We start from the raw sequence: 16,877 nt of genomic DNA on the forward strand, positions 1-16,877 counted from the left end.
GCGCTAGATAATCACACCGCAGGACACGAAAGTTCCACGCGAATGTCACCGTTCAGTCCCAGTTGATCCAGGAACCGTGCACGCGACGCAGGTCAGCGAGGGGACGACGAGGGGCTCACCGCAGGGCGGAACCTGCCTTCCACTGGTTCCACTCCATGTTCCATCCTCCGAGCCCGTTGTCGGGAGCGACCTTTCGGTCACGGGAGTTGACCACTTCCACCACGTCCCCGATGAGCGTCCGGTCGAAGAACCAGCCCGCCGGGGATTCCGGGCTGCCGCCCTTCTCGTCCCGCAGGCCGACGCAGCCGTGGCTGACGTTGGCCGAGCCGAAGGTCGAGGGATCGGCCCAGTAGTTGCCGTGCAGGAAGGTCCCCGAGTCGGTCAACCGCATCGCGTGCGGCACGTCCTTGATGTCGTACTCGCCGCCGAAACCGACCGTGCGGCCGTCCATCCGTGTCACGTCGAAGAGCTCCGTGACCACCATCTTCCCGTTGTACGTGGTGGTCTTCGGCGCCCCGGCCGTGATGGGCACGGTCGCGAGGACGTCACCGTCCCTGTGCACCTCCATCGTGTGCGCGGCCGCGTCGACCACGGACACCTGGGAGCGCCCGACCGTGAACCCGACCTTCTTGCGCTGGATGCCGTACACCCCCGGCGCGCCCTCGACATCGCGCAGCGCGAGCTCGACGGTCACCTTGGTGCCGGGCTGCCAGTACTCCTCCGGACGGAAGTCGAGCCGCTCCTTGCCGAACCAGTGGCCGACGACGTCCACCGGCGGCTCGGAGGTGATCCTGATGGCTCGTTCGACCGCCTCCCGGTTCTCGATGGCCCGGTTGAAGCCGAACGAAACGATCATGCCGGTGCCGACTGTGGAGCGGTTCTCCGGCTTGAAGTAGCCGATGAAGCGGCGCTCGGGCACGACCGTGGTGAACGTGGTGTGCCGGGCGGAGCGTCGGCCGTGGGCGTCCAGCGCCACGGCGTCCACGCTGTACTTGGCGGCGAGCGCGAGCCGCGCGTCCGCCTTCGGCCGCCAGCGCAGCCCGTCCTCGCTGATCGCGCCCGGGACCTCGGTCCGCTGGGCGTCCTCGACCTGGACGACGGTGACCCGTTCGAGGCGTCCGCTGTCGACCCTCACCTCGATCGGCCCCTCGGCGGGCACGGCCCGGCTGCCGTCCTCCGGGCTGATCCGGATGACGTCGCCGGGCGCCCGCGCCTTCCCGGGCAGCGAGATGTCGATGCCTCCGCCGTCGTCGCCGCCCTTGTCGGTGCAGCCCGCAAGCCCGGCCACCAGTCCCGCCGCCGCCAGGGCGAGCACCGCACCGGTCCTCACCCGCTTCAGTACGTGTTTCACGCCTGGCCCAACGACAGCCACCCTCCAGGGGAAACGTGCGTGCGGGTCATGTTGGGAGTCCGGTCGTCCGGGCAGAACAGGTGGGAGGACCACGTGCGGGGAGTCGCGGCCGGGACGCCGCGCCCTCCGCGACATGGGGGTACCTCCCATGCCGGTGGCTGTGGGGGAGGGCCCGACGAGCCGCGGGAGGCCGACAGGTGTCGAGCGCAGCCGAGCAGGAGGCGGTACGGGACGGAGTGGGGCTCTCCCCTGCCCCGGAGCGGCCCCGGCCCGTGGTGTGGCCGGGGGCGCCCACCCCGTTGGGCGCGCGGTGCCGGGTGGGGCCCGACGGGGTCGCCGGCACCAACTTCGCACTGTGGGCGGGCGGGGCGGAGGCCGTCGAGCTGTGCCTCTTCGGCACAGACCCGGCGGGGAACGAAACGGAGAGACGGCTGCCGCTGACCGAGCTGACCCATGAGATCTGGCACGGCTTCGTGCCGGGGGTGGCGGCCGGGCAGCGGTACGGCTTCCGGGTGCGGGGCCGCTGGGATCCGTGGACGGGCGCCCGCTGGAACCCGGCCAAGCTGCTCCTGGATCCGTACGCCCGGGCCGTCGACGGGGACTTCACCCTGCCGCCGGAGGTGTACGGGCACGTCCGGGACTGGCCGCAGCAGCATGTGGCCGACACCGTGCGGGACGACCGGGACTCGGCGCCGTTCGTGCCGAAGGGCGTCGTCGTCCAGGACGACGACGACTGGTCGGACGACCGCAGACCGAAGACCCCCTGGCCGGATTCGGTCATCTACGAGCTGCACGTGAAGGGCTTCACCAAGCTCCACCCGGGCATCCCCGAGGAGCTGCGGGGCACGTACGCCGGGCTCGCGCACCCGGCGGCCGTCGAGCATCTCGTACGGCTCGGGGTGACGGCGGTCGAGCTGCTTCCGGTACACCAGTTCGCCCACGAGGACCATCTGCTGCGCCGGGACCTGCGCAACTACTGGGGCTACAACTCCATCGGCTACTTCGCCCCGCACGCCGGCTACTCCTCGTCGGGGACCACCGGCCAGCAGGTCGGCGAGTTCAAGCGGATGGTGCGGGCGCTGCACGCCGCCGGGATCGAGGTCATCCTCGACGTGGTCTACAACCACACGGCCGAGGCGGGCGAACTGGGCCCCACGCTCTCCCTGAAGGGCATCGACAACCGGGGCTACTACCGGCTCCAGTCCGACGCCCGCCGGTACGCCGACTACACGGGCTGCGGCAACACGCTGCACGTGGTCCAGCCGCAGGTGCTGCGGCTGATCACGGACTCGCTGCGGTACTGGGTGACGGAGATGGGCGTCGACGGCTTCCGCTTCGACCTGGCGGCGGCGCTCGCCCGGTCGATGCACGACGTCGACATGCTCTCGCCCTTTCTCGCGGTCATCGCCCAGGACCCGGTGCTGCGCCGGGTCAAGCTGATCGCCGAGCCGTGGGACGTCGGCAATGGCGGCTATCAGGTCGGCGCCTTCCCGCCGCTGTGGACGGAGTGGAACGACCGCTACCGCGACGCGGTGCGGGACTTCTGGCGCGGCGCGCTGCCCGACGTCCGCGACCTCGGCTACCGGCTGTCGGGCTCCAGCGACCTGTACGCGTGGGGCGGCCGGCGGCCGTACGCCTCGGTCAACTTCATCACCGCCCACGACGGGTTCACGTTACGAGACCTCGTCACCTACGAGCGGAAGCACAACGAGGCCAACGGGGAGGGCAACCGGGACGGCACGAACGACAACCGCGCCTGGAACTGCGGGACGGAAGGCGAGACCGACGACCCGGAGATCGGCGCGCTGCGCCTGCGCCAGCTGCGGAACCTGCTGACGACGCTGCTGCTGTCGACGGGGGTGCCGATGCTGGTCGCGGGCGACGAGATGGGCCGCACACAGGGCGGCAACAACAACGCGTACTGCCAGGACAACGAGACGAGCTGGCTGGACTGGTCGCTGCCCGAGGACCCCGGGCGGCGGGAGCTGCTCGCCCTGACCCGCCGGCTGCTCGCCCTGCGCCACGCCCACCCGGTCCTGCGTCGGCGCGCGTTCTTCTCCGGCCGCCCGCAGGGCGCGGACGGCCTGCGGGACCTTGCGTGGTTCACGCCGGACGGCCAGGAGATGACCGAGCAGGACTGGTACGCCCCCGCCGCCACTCTGGGCCTCTACCTCTCGGGGCGCGACATCCCGGGACGGGACGCCCGCGGCGCCCAGATCACCGACGACAGCTTCCTGGCGATCCTCCACGCGGGCCCGCGCCCGCTCGCGTACCGACTGCCGGGCCCGCCATGGGCGGAGTCGTACGAGCTGGTCCTGGACACGACCTCGGAGGACCAGTCCCGGGCCCCGGGAACGGTGCACCGGGGCGGGGAGACGGTGACCGTGGGGGCCCGGTCGGTGCTGCTGCTGCGGGTCGGGGGGTGAGGGGCGCGGGGTGAGGGCGGGGGCGGGGCGGCTCAGGACCGGGCGGTGGCGACGTAGCAGGTGTAGTCGCCGGTGATGTTGTTGTCACCCGCAGGGGTGTACCCCAGGGACAGCGTCGATCGACCCGTGTACCGGAAGCGGCCGCGGGGCTGGGCACGTGCGGTCCACGCGGCGGGCGCCTTCCCGAACGCCGCACGGCGCTTGTCGTCCGCCTCCGTCTCACCGTCCTTGACGGTCAACGGGGCCTTGGTGGTCCTGTCGACCTCGACCTGCCCGAAGACACGCATGTCGTGGCGGTCGGCGCAGTCGACGGCGCGGACCAGGGCGAGGGAGCCGAGCCCGGTGTCCTCGGAGGCACAGGCGCCGGGATTCACCCTCTGGAGGTCCGTGAGCGTCTTCTCGGCGTCCGGGACGGTTCCGGTGGCCTGCGGCGGCGGCACCGGCTTGCCGTGGCCGGTGAGCCGGTAGGCGGCGTGCAGCTCGGTGACGTCCCGCAGCTTGCCACTCCGGTGGAGCGCCTGCAGAACGGGTGCGTAGTCGACCTTCGCCTCCAGCAGGCGCCCCTTCTCGTCCACTCGGACGGTCAGGGGAACGGGGTCGTCCGACCCCAGGCCGCCCTCGAAGCCGCGCAGCTGCTCGGGGAGCGCGACCATGGCGGTTTCGGCGCTGATGCTGGACTGGTAGGTGCGGCTGCCGTCGGTGGCGCGCAGCGGCTGCTTCCGGGGGCGTTCGGCACGGGCGACGACGTCGGCGAGCGTGCCGGCGTGGGGGGCGAACTCCCCGGAGCGGGCCAGGATGTCCGCCGCCGCGTCCGCGAACTCCGCGCTCCCGCCGGAGGAGTAGCTCAGCCAGCCGGCGTCGGCGGTCCGGTAGCTGACGTCGAAGCCGGACACCTCGAAGACCTGCCGCTCCGCGCCGGCGCCCTCTCCGCGACCTGGCGGTGGCCTCGGGGACGTTCGACGCGATGTCGAGCGTGCGCACGGCGTGGGCCGTGCGCTTCACGTGGTCCTGGTGGCCGACCGTGACGTCCTCGACGACACCCGTCTTCAGGCTGTAGGTGAGGGAGGAGCGGAAGAGGGACGAGCCGCTCTCGTCGGTCACCTTGCGGGCGGCGACGAGCTGGTCGGCGAGCTTCTTGCCGTACACCGGATGCTCGGCCGGTTCGGCCGGCGCCCCGCCCGACCCTCCACCGGACTGGCAGGCAACCGCTCCCAGCAACAGCGGAACGACGGCCATGGCCGCTCTGCGGACTCCCTTGAGTCTCATGACGATCCCCAGCCTCATGTTTCGCACGTAGGCGCGGATCTTACGGGTATGCCCAGGTCAGTGGCGTCCCAGGATGCCCCGGTCGTACGCCACCGCGACCGCGGCCGCCCGGTCCTTGACGCCCAACTTGGCATAGATGTGCGTCAGATGGGTCTTCACCGTCGCCTCGCTGATGAAGAGCTCGACGGCGATCGCACGGTTGGAGGTGCCCTTGGCGACGAGTTCGAGGACCTCGCGTTCGCGCGCGGAGAGGCTCTCCTCCACGGGAGCGGCGGGGGTGCGGACGCGGGAGACCAGCCGGGAGGCGACGGCCGGGGAGAGCACGGTACGTCCTTCGGCGGCCGCCCGGACCGCGGCGAACAGCTCCTCGCGGGGCGCGTCCTTGAGGAGGTAGCCGGTGGCGCCGGCCTCGATCGCGGGGAGGGTGTCCGTGTCGGTGTCGTACGTGGTGAGGACGAGGACCTGGGAACGGGCGCCGCGCCGGGTGAGCTCGGCGATGGCGTCGACGCCGTTGCCGCCCGGCATCCGCAGGTCCATGAGGACGACGTCCGGGTCGAGACGCAGGGCGAGTTCGACGGCCTCGACGCCGCCGGACGCCTCGCCGAGGACGTGGAAGCCCGGTTCGGCGGCGCCCGGGACGGCGGCGGTGAACATCCCGCGCAGGCCGTCCCGTACGACGGGATGGTCGTCGACGATCAGCAGGGTGATGCGCTTGAGCTCAGCCATGGTGCACCAACGGTACGCGGGCGGAGACCGCCGTTCCCTCGCCGGGCCCGGTCTCCAGGGCGACGGTGCCGGTGAGCCGTTCGGCGCGGGCCCTCATGCCGTCGAGGCCGAAGCCGCCACCGCCGGTGCGGGCGGGGACGGCTCCGGGGTCGAAGCCGCGGCCGTCGTCCCGTACGTCGAGGGTGATCTCGTCGCCCATGTACGAGAGGGTGACGCCGGCCCGGGAGGCGCCGGAGTGGCGCTCGGCGTTGGCCAGGGCCTCCTGGGCGATCCGCAGCAGGGTGGCGGCGACCTCGTCGTGCAGGGGTTCCTCTGTGCCGGTGACGGTGAACCGGGTGGTGATGCCCGTGCGTTCGGACCAGTCGGCGACGGTCTTCTTCAGTGCGTCGGGAAGCGTGTCGTGCTCCAGGGCGACCGGGCTCAGGTTCTGCACGGAGCGGCGGGCCTCGCCGAGGCTGTGGCGGGCGAGGTCGGCGGCGCGCTGGACGTGGACCCGGGCGAGCTCCGGGTCGGGGGTGGCGGTGACGACCTGGAGCTGGGCGATGATCCCGGCCAGGCCCTGGGCGAGGGTGTCGTGGATCTCGGCGGCGAGCCGCCGCCGCTCGTCGGCGACCCCGGCCTCGCGGGCCTGGAGCAGGAGTTGCGCCTGGAGGGCGGCGTTCTCGGCGAGGGCCTGTTCCAGACGGGCGTTGGTGCGGGCGAGTTCGGTGATGGTGGTGGCTCGCTCGGCGGCCCTCTCGGCCTCCTTCGAACCGAGGTGGGCGAAGACGACGGCGAGGCAGGCGTTGAGGGCGAACAGGCCGCCGAAGGCGATCCAGTTCATGAGCGAGGCGGGTGGCAGACCGCCGGACTGGGACCCGGCCATGGTGACGGCGGTGACGAGGAGCCCGGCGCGGACGAGGCGGCGGGGCAGGAGTTGGACGACGTCGAAGTAGCCGATGCAGGCGTAGACGGCGAAGAAGGGGTTGAGCCAGGTGAGCGCGAAGGCGAGGACCGTGCGGACGGTGAAGTAGCGGAAGGACGCCGCGCCGGGGGCTCCGGGCACGAGCCGTACGGCGTCGACGGCGAGCCCGGCGGGACGCGTGTCCGCGGCTGCGGAAGCGGGCGCGTGCCCGGTGGTGAGGCCGGTCCCCGACGCGGCGGGACCGGCCTCCGTGGCGCGGGCGCCCGACGCGGAGGCACCGGTGTCCCCGACGTCGGTGGCCGACGCGGCGGTACCCGTGTCCCCGGCGTCGGTGGCCGAATCGGCGGGGTCGGACTCCGCCGCCCTGGCGCGGCGTTGGCGGACGTCCCACCCGAGCTGGAGGGCGAGCACCGCGACGACCAGGACCGCGGCCGTGGCCATCTCCGTACGGTCCATGATCTGGTCGGCGGCCGCCGCGGCGAGGACCGTGGCGATGGCCAGCAGACCGTGCGGCCCCCAGCGGAAGAACTGCTGCCAGCGTTCCTCGACCGTCGTCGCACTCATCGGCTCTCCCCCATACCGTCACTCCCAGCGGAACCAGCGGGCCGCCGTGGCGGTCAGCACGACCGTCCAGAGGGCCATGACCCCGAGCACCGCCCACCCGGGCCAACCGCCGGTCGTCGCCGCGTCGAGCGCCTGCGAGGCGGCGCCGTACGGCGTGAACTCGACGATGCGCTGCAGCGTATCCGGCATGGCCTGGACCGGGACCCAGACGCCGGCCGTGAACATCGTCGGAAAGAAGACGGCCGACCCGACCGCCGTGGCGATCTTCTGGGTACGGGAGACGGCGCAGACGGCGGCGCCGAGGGCGAGGCCGACGGCGATCGCGAGAAGCAGCGCGAGGACGTACCCGGGGAGGTTCTGCGGCAGCCGGACGCCGAAGGCCAGCCGGCCGACGAGGATGACGAGCGCGGAGGAGACGAGGGCCGCGGCACCGTGCAGGGCGATCTGGGCGGTGAGGAGGGACGCCGGACGGACCGGGGTGGTCGACATCCGTCGCAGGATGCCGCGTTCGCGGTAGCCGGCGAGGACCGGGGGCATGGCCTGGAGCCCGGCCATGATCATCGCGAAGAGGACGGAGACGGGGACGTAGAGGTCGATGACGCGGCGGCCTCCGAGGTCCTCGGACACCTCACGGAAGGACGGGATCAGACCGAGGATCACCAGGAGGACGGTCGGCGAGATCATCACCCAGAACAGCGAGCCGGGTTCACGGGTGAAGAGACGGACCTCGGTCCTGAGGACGAGGGTGGTGGCGGCGCTCATCGGGGGTCGGCTCCTGTCAGGTCGAGGAAGGCGTCGTCGAGGGTGGCGTCGACGACGCGAAGCTGTTGGGCGGTGACGGCGCGCCGGGCGATGAGCTGGATGAGGGCGTTGACTGTCTCGTCGGTGCCGGTGACGACGGTCCGGCCGTCCTTCGTCTCCACGGCCGCCGCCTGCGGCAGGGCGCGGAGTTCGGCCGGGTCGAGAGGTGTCTCGGCGGCGAAGGAGATCACCTTGGAGGCGCTGGCGCGGCCGATCAGCCCGTGGGGGGTGTCGAGCGCGGCGATCCGGCCCTTGTCGATGACGGCGATCCGGTCGCAGAGGCGCTGGGCCTCCTCCATGAAGTGGGTGACGAGCAGAACGGTCACCCCGCCCGCCCGGATGTCCTCGACGAGGGACCAGGTCTCGCGCCGGGCACGCGGGTCGAGTCCGGTGGTGAGCTCGTCGAGGACGACGGCGCGCGGGTTGCCGACGAGGGCGAGCGCGATGAACAGCCGCTGCTTCTGCCCGCCGGACAGCTTCCCGAACCGGGATCCGAGATGGGCGTCGAGCCCGAGCCTCTCGGTGAGGGTCCGCCAGTCGGCGGGCCGCTCGTAGAAGGAGGCGTACAGCTCCAGGGCCTCCCGTACGGTCAGTTTGGCCTGGAGCTCGCTCTCCTGGAGCTGCACTCCGAGGATCCGGGTGACGTCGGCGTGCTGGGCGACGGGGTCGAGCCCGCCGACGCGAACGGTCCCGGCGTCGGGGATCCGCAGCCCCTCGACGCACTCGACGGTCGTGGTCTTGCCGGCCCCGTTGGGCCCGAGGATCCCGAAGATCTCCCCCTCGGCGACCTCGAACGAGACACCGTCGACGACCTTCCGGCCGCCGTAGGCCTTGTGCAGGCCCTGAACTTCGATCATTGGCATGACTCAAGCGTGGCCGCGGAGGCGGTCCCGGGACATCGGCCATCGCGCTCGAACCGCCATCAACCGATCGGTTGATGGCGGGTACGACCCCGGGGCTTGGGGCGGGCCGGAGCCTCCCGGGTGCCGGGGGCGGCTCGGAGCCTCCCGGGTGCCGGGGGCGGCTCGGAGCCTCCCGGGTGCCGGGGGCGGCTCGGAGCCTCCCGGGTGCGGGGGGCTCGGGGCCTCCCGGGTGCGGGGGGGGGCTCGGAGCCTCCCGGGTGCGGGGGGGGGGCTCGGAGCCTCCCGGGTGCGGGGCGGGGCGGCTCGGGTGGGAGGGCCGGGGCCGCCCCGGGGTCAGCTCTGCGCCGCCGCCGCGTGCTCGGTCTCGATCCGCGCCAGGACCCGCTCCTCGGCGAGGCGACGGGCCGCGGTCAGGCGCCGGTCGACCAGCAGCATCGGAAGCGCCCAGAGCCAGCCCCACAGGGAGAAGTCGACGACGTCGGCCGCACGGAGCGTGTAGTTGGTGGCGAAGGCCAACAGGACGGAGACGACCCAGGCGGCGGCCCGGTGGCGCGCCAGGAAACGTACGGGCGCCTGTCCCGGCTCGGAAAGGATGTCGAGGGTCGCGGCGAGCACGGCGGCACGGTGGTCGTCCGGCCGGGCCGCGACGTACGCCTCGGCGGACTCGCGCACCTGCCCCCGGCCTCCGTTGCGCAGCGCGTACGCGAGGTCCGTGCTCTGCTGCTCGACGGCCTGCCGCTTCACCGCGCCCTGTGCGGCGTGGAAGCGGAGGTCCTCCCAGTAGCTCCGACGGTGCCATCGTTCGGCGGCGTCCAGGCGCTGGGCCTCCGCGGACTCGGAGTCCAGCTCCTTGATCCTGGCGGCGAGTCGGACCGCGCGGGCGGCCCGCCCGGGGTGGTTGAACCCGTCGGCGCGCAGGCAGAGCTCCGCGTACCCGCCGAGCAGTCCGAGGTGGTCGGGATCCAGCCTCAGCCCGGCGCGGAACGCCTCCTCGGCACGGTCGTCGTGGTCGTCCTCGTCCTCGAGCGCATGGCCGACGCCGAGCCAGCAGTACAGATCGGCCGTCGGGCCGAGGGCGTCGAGGCCCTCCTGCGCCGCGCGCCGGACGGCGGCGCTGCCGCCCGCGAGGAAGAGTTGTTCGCAACGCTCGAAGTACGCCTCGGCCTCTGTCTCGGCTGTCGTCATCCCGGTTCCCACCCCTGTGTCCGTACCCCGACTCCGGGGTCGGAGAAGTCTGTGGCCTGCGGGTTTCGCCGTCAAGCGGCGGATGGGGAGGGTGGGCGCGGGGAGAAAACCAGATGAGGGTTGTCAGTGGTGAACCCTAGGCTCGGACCTGATGCCCGGAGAAGACGCAGTCGCCAAGAATTCCCCTGACCGCTCGGCCGTACGCACGCTGTTGCGCCTGTGGCCCTATGTACGACCGGTGCGGGGGCGGTTGGCCGTCGCCGCCCTCGTCGCGATAGTCGCCTCGTGTATGTCGCTCGTCATTCCGCTCGTCCTGAAGTGGATGGTCGACGGGCCCGTCGCCGCGGGCGATCCGGGCGGCGTGTGGCTGGGCGCCCTGTATCTGCTGCTGCTCGGGATCACGGAGGCGGTGCTCTTCGGTTTCCGGCGGTGGCTGGTGGCACGGCCGCTGGCCGGGGTCGAGGCGCGGATGCGGGCCGACCTCTTCCGGCGTCTGCAACGGCTGCCGATCGCCTTCCACGACCGGTGGGCCTCGGGTCAGCTGCTGTCGCGCGGCACGACCGATCTGATGCTGCTGCGGATGTTCCTCGCCTTCCCGCTGACGTTCCTGCTGGTCAACGGCGTGACGATCCTGGCCGGTTACGTCCTGCTGCTGGGCCAGGACTGGACGCTCGGCCTGGTGCTGCTCACGCCCGTCGCCCCGCTGGTGGTCCTCTGCTCGCTCTTCGAGACGAAGTACTCCGTCGTCGCCCGGCGCGCCCAGGACCAGGTCGGCGACCTGACCACCGTCGTCGAGGAGAGCGTCCTCGGCATCCGGATCGTCAAGGGCTTCGGCCGCCACCGCAGCCAGGCGCTCGCCTTCCGGGAACTGGCCGAGCGGCTGCGGGGCACGGAGCTGGTCAAGGCCCGGCTGCTCGCCGGAATCTGGGCGTTCATCACCGTCATTCCGGAGCTGGCGATCGGCGCGGCGCTCGTGCTCGGCACCGTTCAGGTCGCCGACGGCGATCTGTCGGCGGGCACGCTCGTCGCCTTCCTGTCGACGGCGCTCGCGCTGCGCTGGCCGGTGGAGTCGATCGGCTTCCTGCTCGCGATGAGCCAGGAGGCGGCGACGGCGACGGAGCGGTACTTCGAGGTGATGGACGAGGCGGAGGAGACGCCGGGGCCGGAGGTGGCGGTGTCGACCACCGGCGCCGCGGCCTCGGACGGTGTGCGGTTCGAGAACGTCACGTTCCGCTACCCGGACGCTCCCGAGGACACACCGCCCGTACTCGACGGGATCGACCTGCACATCCGTCCCGGCGAGACCCTCGCGCTGGTGGGCGGCACCGGCTCGGGCAAGACGACCCTGACCGCGCTCGTCCCCCGGCTGCACGAGGCGACCGGCGGACGGATCCTGCTCGACGGCGAGGACATCGCCCGCATGGAACGCGAACGGCTGCGCGCGCTGGTGTCGGTGGCCTTCGAGGAGCCGACGCTGTTCTCGGCGAGCGTGGGCGAGAACGTACTGATGGGCGTGGGGGCAGGCGCCGGCGAGCCGGAGCTGCGGCGCGCGCTGGGGGTGGCCCAGGCCGAGGGGTTCGTCACCGCGCTCCCCGAGGGCGCGGCGACCCAGGTGGGCGAGCAGGGCCTGAGCCTCTCGGGCGGCCAGCGCCAGCGCCTCGCCCTGGCCCGCGCGGTCGTCGGCCGCCCGCGCTTCCTGGTCCTCGACGACCCGCTGTCCGCGCTGGACGTGCACACCGAGGCCCTGGTGGAGGCGGCGCTGCGGGAGGTCCTGCGCGAGACGACCGCGCTGGTCGTGGCGCACCGCCCGTCGACCGTGATGCTCGCGGACCGGGTCGCGCTCCTGTCGGAGGGCCGGATCGCGGCGGTGGGCACCCACCACGAACTGCTGCGGAGCAACCCCGAGTACGCCTGGCTGATGTCGGGCGAGGGAAACGAGGAACGATGACGGATCCCACGACGACATCAGCGACGGACACGGAGGGAACGGCGCCGGGGGAGGCGCCGGAAACGCCGACGGTCGCACCCTTCGGGTCCGCAACGCCCGGGGCCGGAAAGCCCGACGGGGATCCGTCCGCCACCGGGATGCCTCATGGCGATCCGTCCGCCGCCGGGAAGCCTCATGGCGATCCGTCCGTCGCCGGGAAACCCGGCGGGAATCCGTCCGCCGCCACCGGGAAGTCCGAAGGGGATCCGTCCGCGGCCGGTGCGCCCCACGGGGATCCCTTCGACCGGGACGATCTGCCCACCGCGCCCGGGGCCACCGGCGCGCTGCTGCGTTCGCTGCTCTCCGCGCACCGCGCGCGCGTGGCCGTCGCCGCGCTCGTGCTGCTGGTCCAGCAGGCCGCCGTGCAGGCCGGTCCGCTGCTCGTCGCGTACGCCATCGACAGCGGCGTGCCCGCCATCCGGGACGGGGACTACGGGCCCGTCGTGGCCGTCGCCGTCGGGTACCTCCTCTGCGCGGCGGCGGCCGGACTGCTCCAGTACGCCTTCGTCCGCGGCGCCGCCCGCGTCAACCAGGACGTGCTCCTCGACCTGCGCGGGCGGATCTTCCGCCACGCCCAGGCCCTCAGCGTGGACTTCCACGAGCGGTACACCTCCGGCCGGCTCATCTCCCGCTCCACCACGGACGTGGAGTCCCTGCGGGAGCTGCTCGCCGAGGGGCTCCAGGAACTGATCGGCGTCGTCCTCGCGTTCGTGTACATCTCGGCGGTGCTGCTCTGGCTGGATCTGGGCATCGGCGCGGTGGCCGTCGCCTCCTTCGTACCGCTGTATCTGCTCGTACGGATCTACCAGCGGCGCGCGGCCCTCGTCTTCGCCGAGCGGTCCACGGCCATCGCGGGCGTGATCGTGAAGTTCGCGGAGACGATGAACGGGATCCGGCCGGTGCGGGCCTTCCGCAGGGAGCAGGCAAACGACACCGAGTTCGCCGCGCTCAACCACCGCCACGAGCGCAGCAACGGCGACGCGCTCCTGGAGATGGCCCGCTATGTCGTCGGCTCACGCCTCGTGGCGAACACGGCCGTGGCCGGAATGTGTCTGTGGGGCGCGTACCGGGTGGCCGGGGGGACGCTGGCGCTCGGAGTGCTGGCGGCGGCCGTGCTGTACATGCGGCGGCTGTACGACCCGATCGACCGGCTCGGTATGTTCCTCAACTCGTACCAGTCGGCGGCCGCGTCGCTCGCCAAGATCGCGGGCCTGCTGGCGCAGGAGCCGGGCGTCCCGGAGGCCTCCTCGCCGAAGGAGCTCCCGGCGCGCCGGACCGGGACGCCGGGGCGCGAGGTCGTGTTCGAGGACGTGCGGTTCGCGTACCGGACCGGCGGCGAGGTGCTGCCCCGCTTCGACCTGACGATCCCGGCGGGGCAGACGGTCGCGGTGGTCGGTTCGACGGGCGCCGGCAAGTCGACGCTCGCCAAGCTGCTCGCCCGCTTCTACGACCCGACCGAGGGGCGCGTGCTGCTCGACGGGGTCGACGTCCGGGATCTCGCGACACCCGAACTGCGCCGCGGTGTGGTGATGGTGACGCAGGAGGCGTTCCTGTTCTCGGGGACGGTCGCCGAGAACATCGCGATCGGGCGGCCGGACGCGACCCGGGCGGAGATCGAGCAGGCGGCGAAGGCGATCGGCGCGCACGAGTTCATCGCGGGGCTCCCGGACGGGTACGACACGGACGTACGGAAGCGGGGCGGGCGGATCTCGGCGGGTCAGCGGCAGTTGGTGGCCTTCGCCCGCGCGCTCCTCGCGGACCCGGCGGTCCTGATCCTGGACGAGGCGACGAGTTCGCTGGACGTGCCGGGGGAACGGGCGGTGCAGCGGGCCATGGACACGGTGCTCGCCGGTCGGACGGCGGTGGTGATCGCCCACCGCCTGTCGACGGTGGAGATCGCCGACCGCGTCCTGGTGATGGAACGCGGCCGCATCGTCGAGGACGGCCACCCGTCGGACCTGGTGAGCGGCGAGGGCCGCTTCGCGACCCTCCATCGCGCCTGGCGGGACAGCCTGGTGGGCTAGCCCATCCCCGGCGCCCGCCTGGCCGGACAGCCCGGCGGGGCAGCCCGGCGCCGTGCCCCGCCTGGCGGGACAGCCCACCGGGCCAGCCCTCCCCCGGCGCCCCATCTGGCGAGACAGCCCACCGGCCCGGCCCACCCCCCGCTGCCCAGAGCCCCGCCCCTCGGCGCCCCGTCAGGCCCTGCGGCCCCGCAGCAGCACCACACACAGCGCCGCCGCCAGAAGCATGACCCCCGCCGCCCCGTACGCCGCCCCGTTCAGGGCCGACGTGAACGCGGACCTCGCCGCGTCCAGGACCTCCCCCGGGAACCCCATCGCCCCACCCAGCGTCTCCCGTGCCGCCGCCGGCGCCGATGACGGCATCCGGGCCGTGTAGACCGCCGCTCCGATCGAGCCGAGGACCGCCATCCCGAGGGCCCCACCCAGCTCCGTGCCCGATTCCAGGACAGCCGCCGCCGCGCCCGCCCGCTCCGGCGGGGCCGCGCCGAGCGCGCTCTCGTTGGCGAGGGTCATCGCCGAGACGAGACCGGAGGCGTACACGGTGGCGCCGACGAGGACGACCCACAGCGGAGTGTCGGCCTCGATGAGCGTCAGCAACGCGAAGCCGATCGCCGAGAGCAGGAAGCCGCCGGTCATCACATACGCCCGGTCCACCCGCCCCGCGAGCACCGCGGCCAGGGGCGCGGCGATCATGACGCCCACCGACGGCGCCAGGCTCCACAGCGCCGCCTCCAACGGGCTCTGGCCGAGGACGGACTGCAGGTACTGGGTGAGGAAGACGGCGAAGCCGACGGTCGCGACCATGGCGAGCAGATTCACCAGCACCGATCCCCCGTACGCCCGCTTGCGCAGCAGCGCGAGGTCCACCATCGGCTCCGCGAGCCGGCTCTGACGGCGCAGGAACACCAGGGAGATCAGCAGGCCTGCCGCGATCGCGAGTGCCGGCAGCGGCCGCCAGCCGTCCTTGGCGAGCTCCTTGATGCCGTGGATCAGCGGCAGCAGCGCTGCCAGCGACAGCAGCGCGCTGGTCCAGTCGAACCGCCCGCGCGCCGCCGCCCCCGTGGACTCCGGAAGGAGTACGGGCCCGAGGATCAGGAGGAGAACCATCGCGGGCAGGTTGATGAGGAAGACCGAGCCCCACCAGAAGTGTTCGACGAGCGCGCCGCTGACGACCGGTCCGAGGGAGATCCCGCTCGCCATCACGGTCGTCCAGAGCGTGACCGCCTTGGCCCGCTGGGCCTCGTCACGGAAGAGCGTGCGGATCAGGGCGAGCGTGGACGGCATCAGGCAGGCCCCGGCGACCCCGAGCAGCGCGCGGGCTGCGATCAGCGTGCCCGGGCTGTGGGCGTAGGCGGCGGCGACCGATGCGAGACCGAAGAGCGCGGCGCCGCCGAGGAGCAGCTTGCGGCGGCCGATGCGGTCCCCGAGCGCCCCCATGGTGATGAGGAGTCCGGCGAGGACGAAGCCGTACATGTCGAGGATCCACAGCTGCGCGGTGGCGCCGGGGTGGAGGTCGGCGCTGATGGAGGGGATGGCGAAATAGAGGATCGAGACGTCCATGGAGACGAGGAGGAGAGGCAGCATCAGCACGGCGAGCGCGGTCCATTCGCGGCGGCCGGCGAGGACGGTTTCCGGTGGTGTCGTGAGCGTCATGCGGGGAGCGAAGCAGCCGTCTGCGTACGGTGCCACGGTCGCCCTAGTGCACCCCGCGGGAGTCCGGGGAAGCCGCAGATCAAGGGCGCGTACGAGCCCCGAAGTGCACTAGTACACTGCCGCGATGACCAGCCCCCCGCCCTACCTCGCCATCGCCGCCGCGATCCGTCGGCGGATCCTCTCCGGCGAACTCTCCCCCGGCGATCTGGTCCCGTCCACACGGGCCATCACCCGCGAGTGGGGCGTCGCGATGGCGACGGCGTCCAAGGCGCTGGCGGCGCTGCGCCAGGAGGGTCTCGTCCACCCCGAGCCGGGCGTCGGCACGGTCGTCTCCACGCCGGCGGCCCCCGTCCCCGCGACGGCGCCGACCCGCGAGCGGATCGTCCGTGCCGCGATCGAACTCGCCGACGCCGAGGGGCTTCCGGCGCTGACGATGCGCCGGCTGGCCACCTCTCTCTCGACCTCGACCATGGCGCTGTACCGGCATGTGCCGGGCAAGGGCGAGCTGGTGCGGCTGATGGCGGACACGGCCTGCGGAGAGGTGCCGTTGGGGCCGGTGCCGGCCGACTGGCGCAGCGGACTCGATCACGGTGCCCGCTGGTTGCGCGGGGTGTACACCCGGCACCGCTGGATGGCGCAGGCCATGGCCTCCTTCACCCGGCCCGTCGCCTCACCGAACGCGATGGCGTATCTGGAGTGGATCCTGGGGGTCCTGCGCGGCACGCCGCTGACACCGTTCGAGAAGCTCCACACCCATCTGGCGATCTTCGCCTACATCCAGGGTCTGGCGATGGCGGACGATCTGGAGGAGCAGGCCCGCCAGGACACCGGGATGTCGGACGGCGAGTGGATGGACCAGAACGAGCCACGGTTCGACGCGATTTCGGCCGGGGGCTCCTACCCCCTGCTCGACGCGCTCTCGGCGGGCGCGGACTTCGAGGTGGACCTTGAGTCCCTTTTCGAATTCGGGCTCCGGAGAACGCTGGACGGCGTCGCGGCCATGATCGACGAAACGTCCGGTTAACGAACACGACCTTTCGGGCACCGGACGATTTCCGGCCAACTTGTTGACGCGCTCCTGACAGATGCCCGTCACTGCTGCCAATCTCTCCCCGACTCGTAAGAGAGTT

General features: G+C 72.5%; 12 protein-coding genes. 4 read left to right on the plus strand and 8 right to left on the minus strand.

Annotation, left to right across the window (positions count from 1 at the left end; translation table 11 throughout):
- Positions 1 to 115 precede the first annotated feature (115 nt).
- Positions 116 to 1,351 (minus strand): L,D-transpeptidase, encoded by a 1,236-nt coding sequence (locus ACZ561_RS27320; protein ID WP_470999708.1) that lies wholly within the window; start codon positions 1,349 to 1,351, stop codon positions 116 to 118.
- Between the two features lie 197 nt (positions 1,352 to 1,548).
- Here ACZ561_RS27320 and glgX point away from each other — a divergent pair, with 197 nt between their 5' ends.
- Positions 1,549 to 3,777 (plus strand): glycogen debranching protein GlgX, encoded by a 2,229-nt coding sequence (gene glgX / locus ACZ561_RS27325; protein WP_470999710.1) that lies wholly within the window; start codon positions 1,549 to 1,551, stop codon positions 3,775 to 3,777.
- Positions 3,778 to 3,809: 32 nt separating this feature from the next.
- Here the strand turns inward: glgX and ACZ561_RS27330 are convergent, their stop codons facing one another.
- The 6 genes from ACZ561_RS27330 to ACZ561_RS27355 form a co-directional block, all read right to left on the minus strand.
- Positions 3,810 to 4,670, minus strand: coding sequence for a hypothetical protein (locus ACZ561_RS27330; RefSeq protein ID WP_470999712.1), 861 nt, complete (start codon positions 4,668 to 4,670; stop codon positions 3,810 to 3,812).
- 430 nt (positions 4,671 to 5,100) lie between these two features.
- Positions 5,101 to 5,769: a response regulator gene (locus ACZ561_RS27335; RefSeq protein ID WP_470999714.1), complete on the minus strand. Its 669-nt coding sequence runs from the start codon at positions 5,767 to 5,769 to the stop codon at positions 5,101 to 5,103.
- On the minus strand, positions 5,762 to 7,237 hold the full coding sequence (locus tag ACZ561_RS27340; RefSeq protein WP_470999716.1) for a sensor histidine kinase: 1,476 nt from the start codon (positions 7,235 to 7,237) through the stop codon (positions 5,762 to 5,764). The genes ACZ561_RS27335 and ACZ561_RS27340 overlap by 8 nt, the downstream gene beginning before the upstream one ends.
- Before the next feature lie 18 nt (positions 7,238 to 7,255).
- Entirely contained in the window at positions 7,256 to 7,999 is a 744-nt protein-coding gene (locus ACZ561_RS27345; protein ID WP_470999718.1) for an ABC transporter permease, read from the minus strand.
- The gene (locus tag ACZ561_RS27350) at positions 7,996 to 8,901 is read right to left on the minus strand and encodes an ABC transporter ATP-binding protein (protein ID WP_470999720.1); all 906 of its coding nucleotides are present in this window, start codon (positions 8,899 to 8,901) and stop codon (positions 7,996 to 7,998) included. The genes ACZ561_RS27345 and ACZ561_RS27350 overlap by 4 nt, the downstream gene beginning before the upstream one ends.
- A 333-nt stretch (positions 8,902 to 9,234) precedes the next feature.
- Complete coding sequence (locus ACZ561_RS27355) at positions 9,235 to 10,086, minus strand: hypothetical protein (protein ID WP_470999722.1); 852 nt, start codon at positions 10,084 to 10,086, stop codon at positions 9,235 to 9,237.
- A gap of 151 nt (positions 10,087 to 10,237) precedes the next feature.
- Between ACZ561_RS27355 and ACZ561_RS27360 the strand changes: the two genes are divergently transcribed.
- Together ACZ561_RS27360 and ACZ561_RS27365 are read left to right on the plus strand one after the other, a co-directional pair.
- Positions 10,238 to 12,034: an ABC transporter ATP-binding protein gene (locus ACZ561_RS27360; RefSeq protein WP_470999724.1), complete on the plus strand. Its 1,797-nt coding sequence runs from the start codon at positions 10,238 to 10,240 to the stop codon at positions 12,032 to 12,034.
- Between the two features lie 137 nt (positions 12,035 to 12,171).
- Entirely contained in the window at positions 12,172 to 14,097 is a 1,926-nt protein-coding gene (locus ACZ561_RS27365) for an ABC transporter ATP-binding protein (RefSeq protein ID WP_470999823.1), read from the plus strand.
- Between the two features lie 171 nt (positions 14,098 to 14,268).
- On the opposite strand, the gene ACZ561_RS27370 is transcribed toward ACZ561_RS27365, so the two are convergent.
- Positions 14,269 to 15,747 carry an MFS transporter gene (locus tag ACZ561_RS27370; protein ID WP_470999726.1) on the minus strand — a complete coding sequence of 493 codons (1,479 nt, stop codon included), beginning with the start codon at positions 15,745 to 15,747 and terminating at the stop codon, positions 14,269 to 14,271.
- A 124-nt stretch (positions 15,748 to 15,871) separates the two neighbouring features.
- On the opposite strand from ACZ561_RS27370, the gene ACZ561_RS27375 reads away from it, so the two are divergent.
- A complete protein-coding gene (locus ACZ561_RS27375) occupies positions 15,872 to 16,771 on the plus strand; it encodes a TetR/AcrR family transcriptional regulator C-terminal domain-containing protein (RefSeq protein ID WP_470999728.1) in 900 nt (299 codons plus the stop codon).
- Positions 16,772 to 16,877: the final 106 nt, after the last annotated feature.

This window comes from Streptomyces sp. NPDC039609 (genome assembly GCF_055596705.1).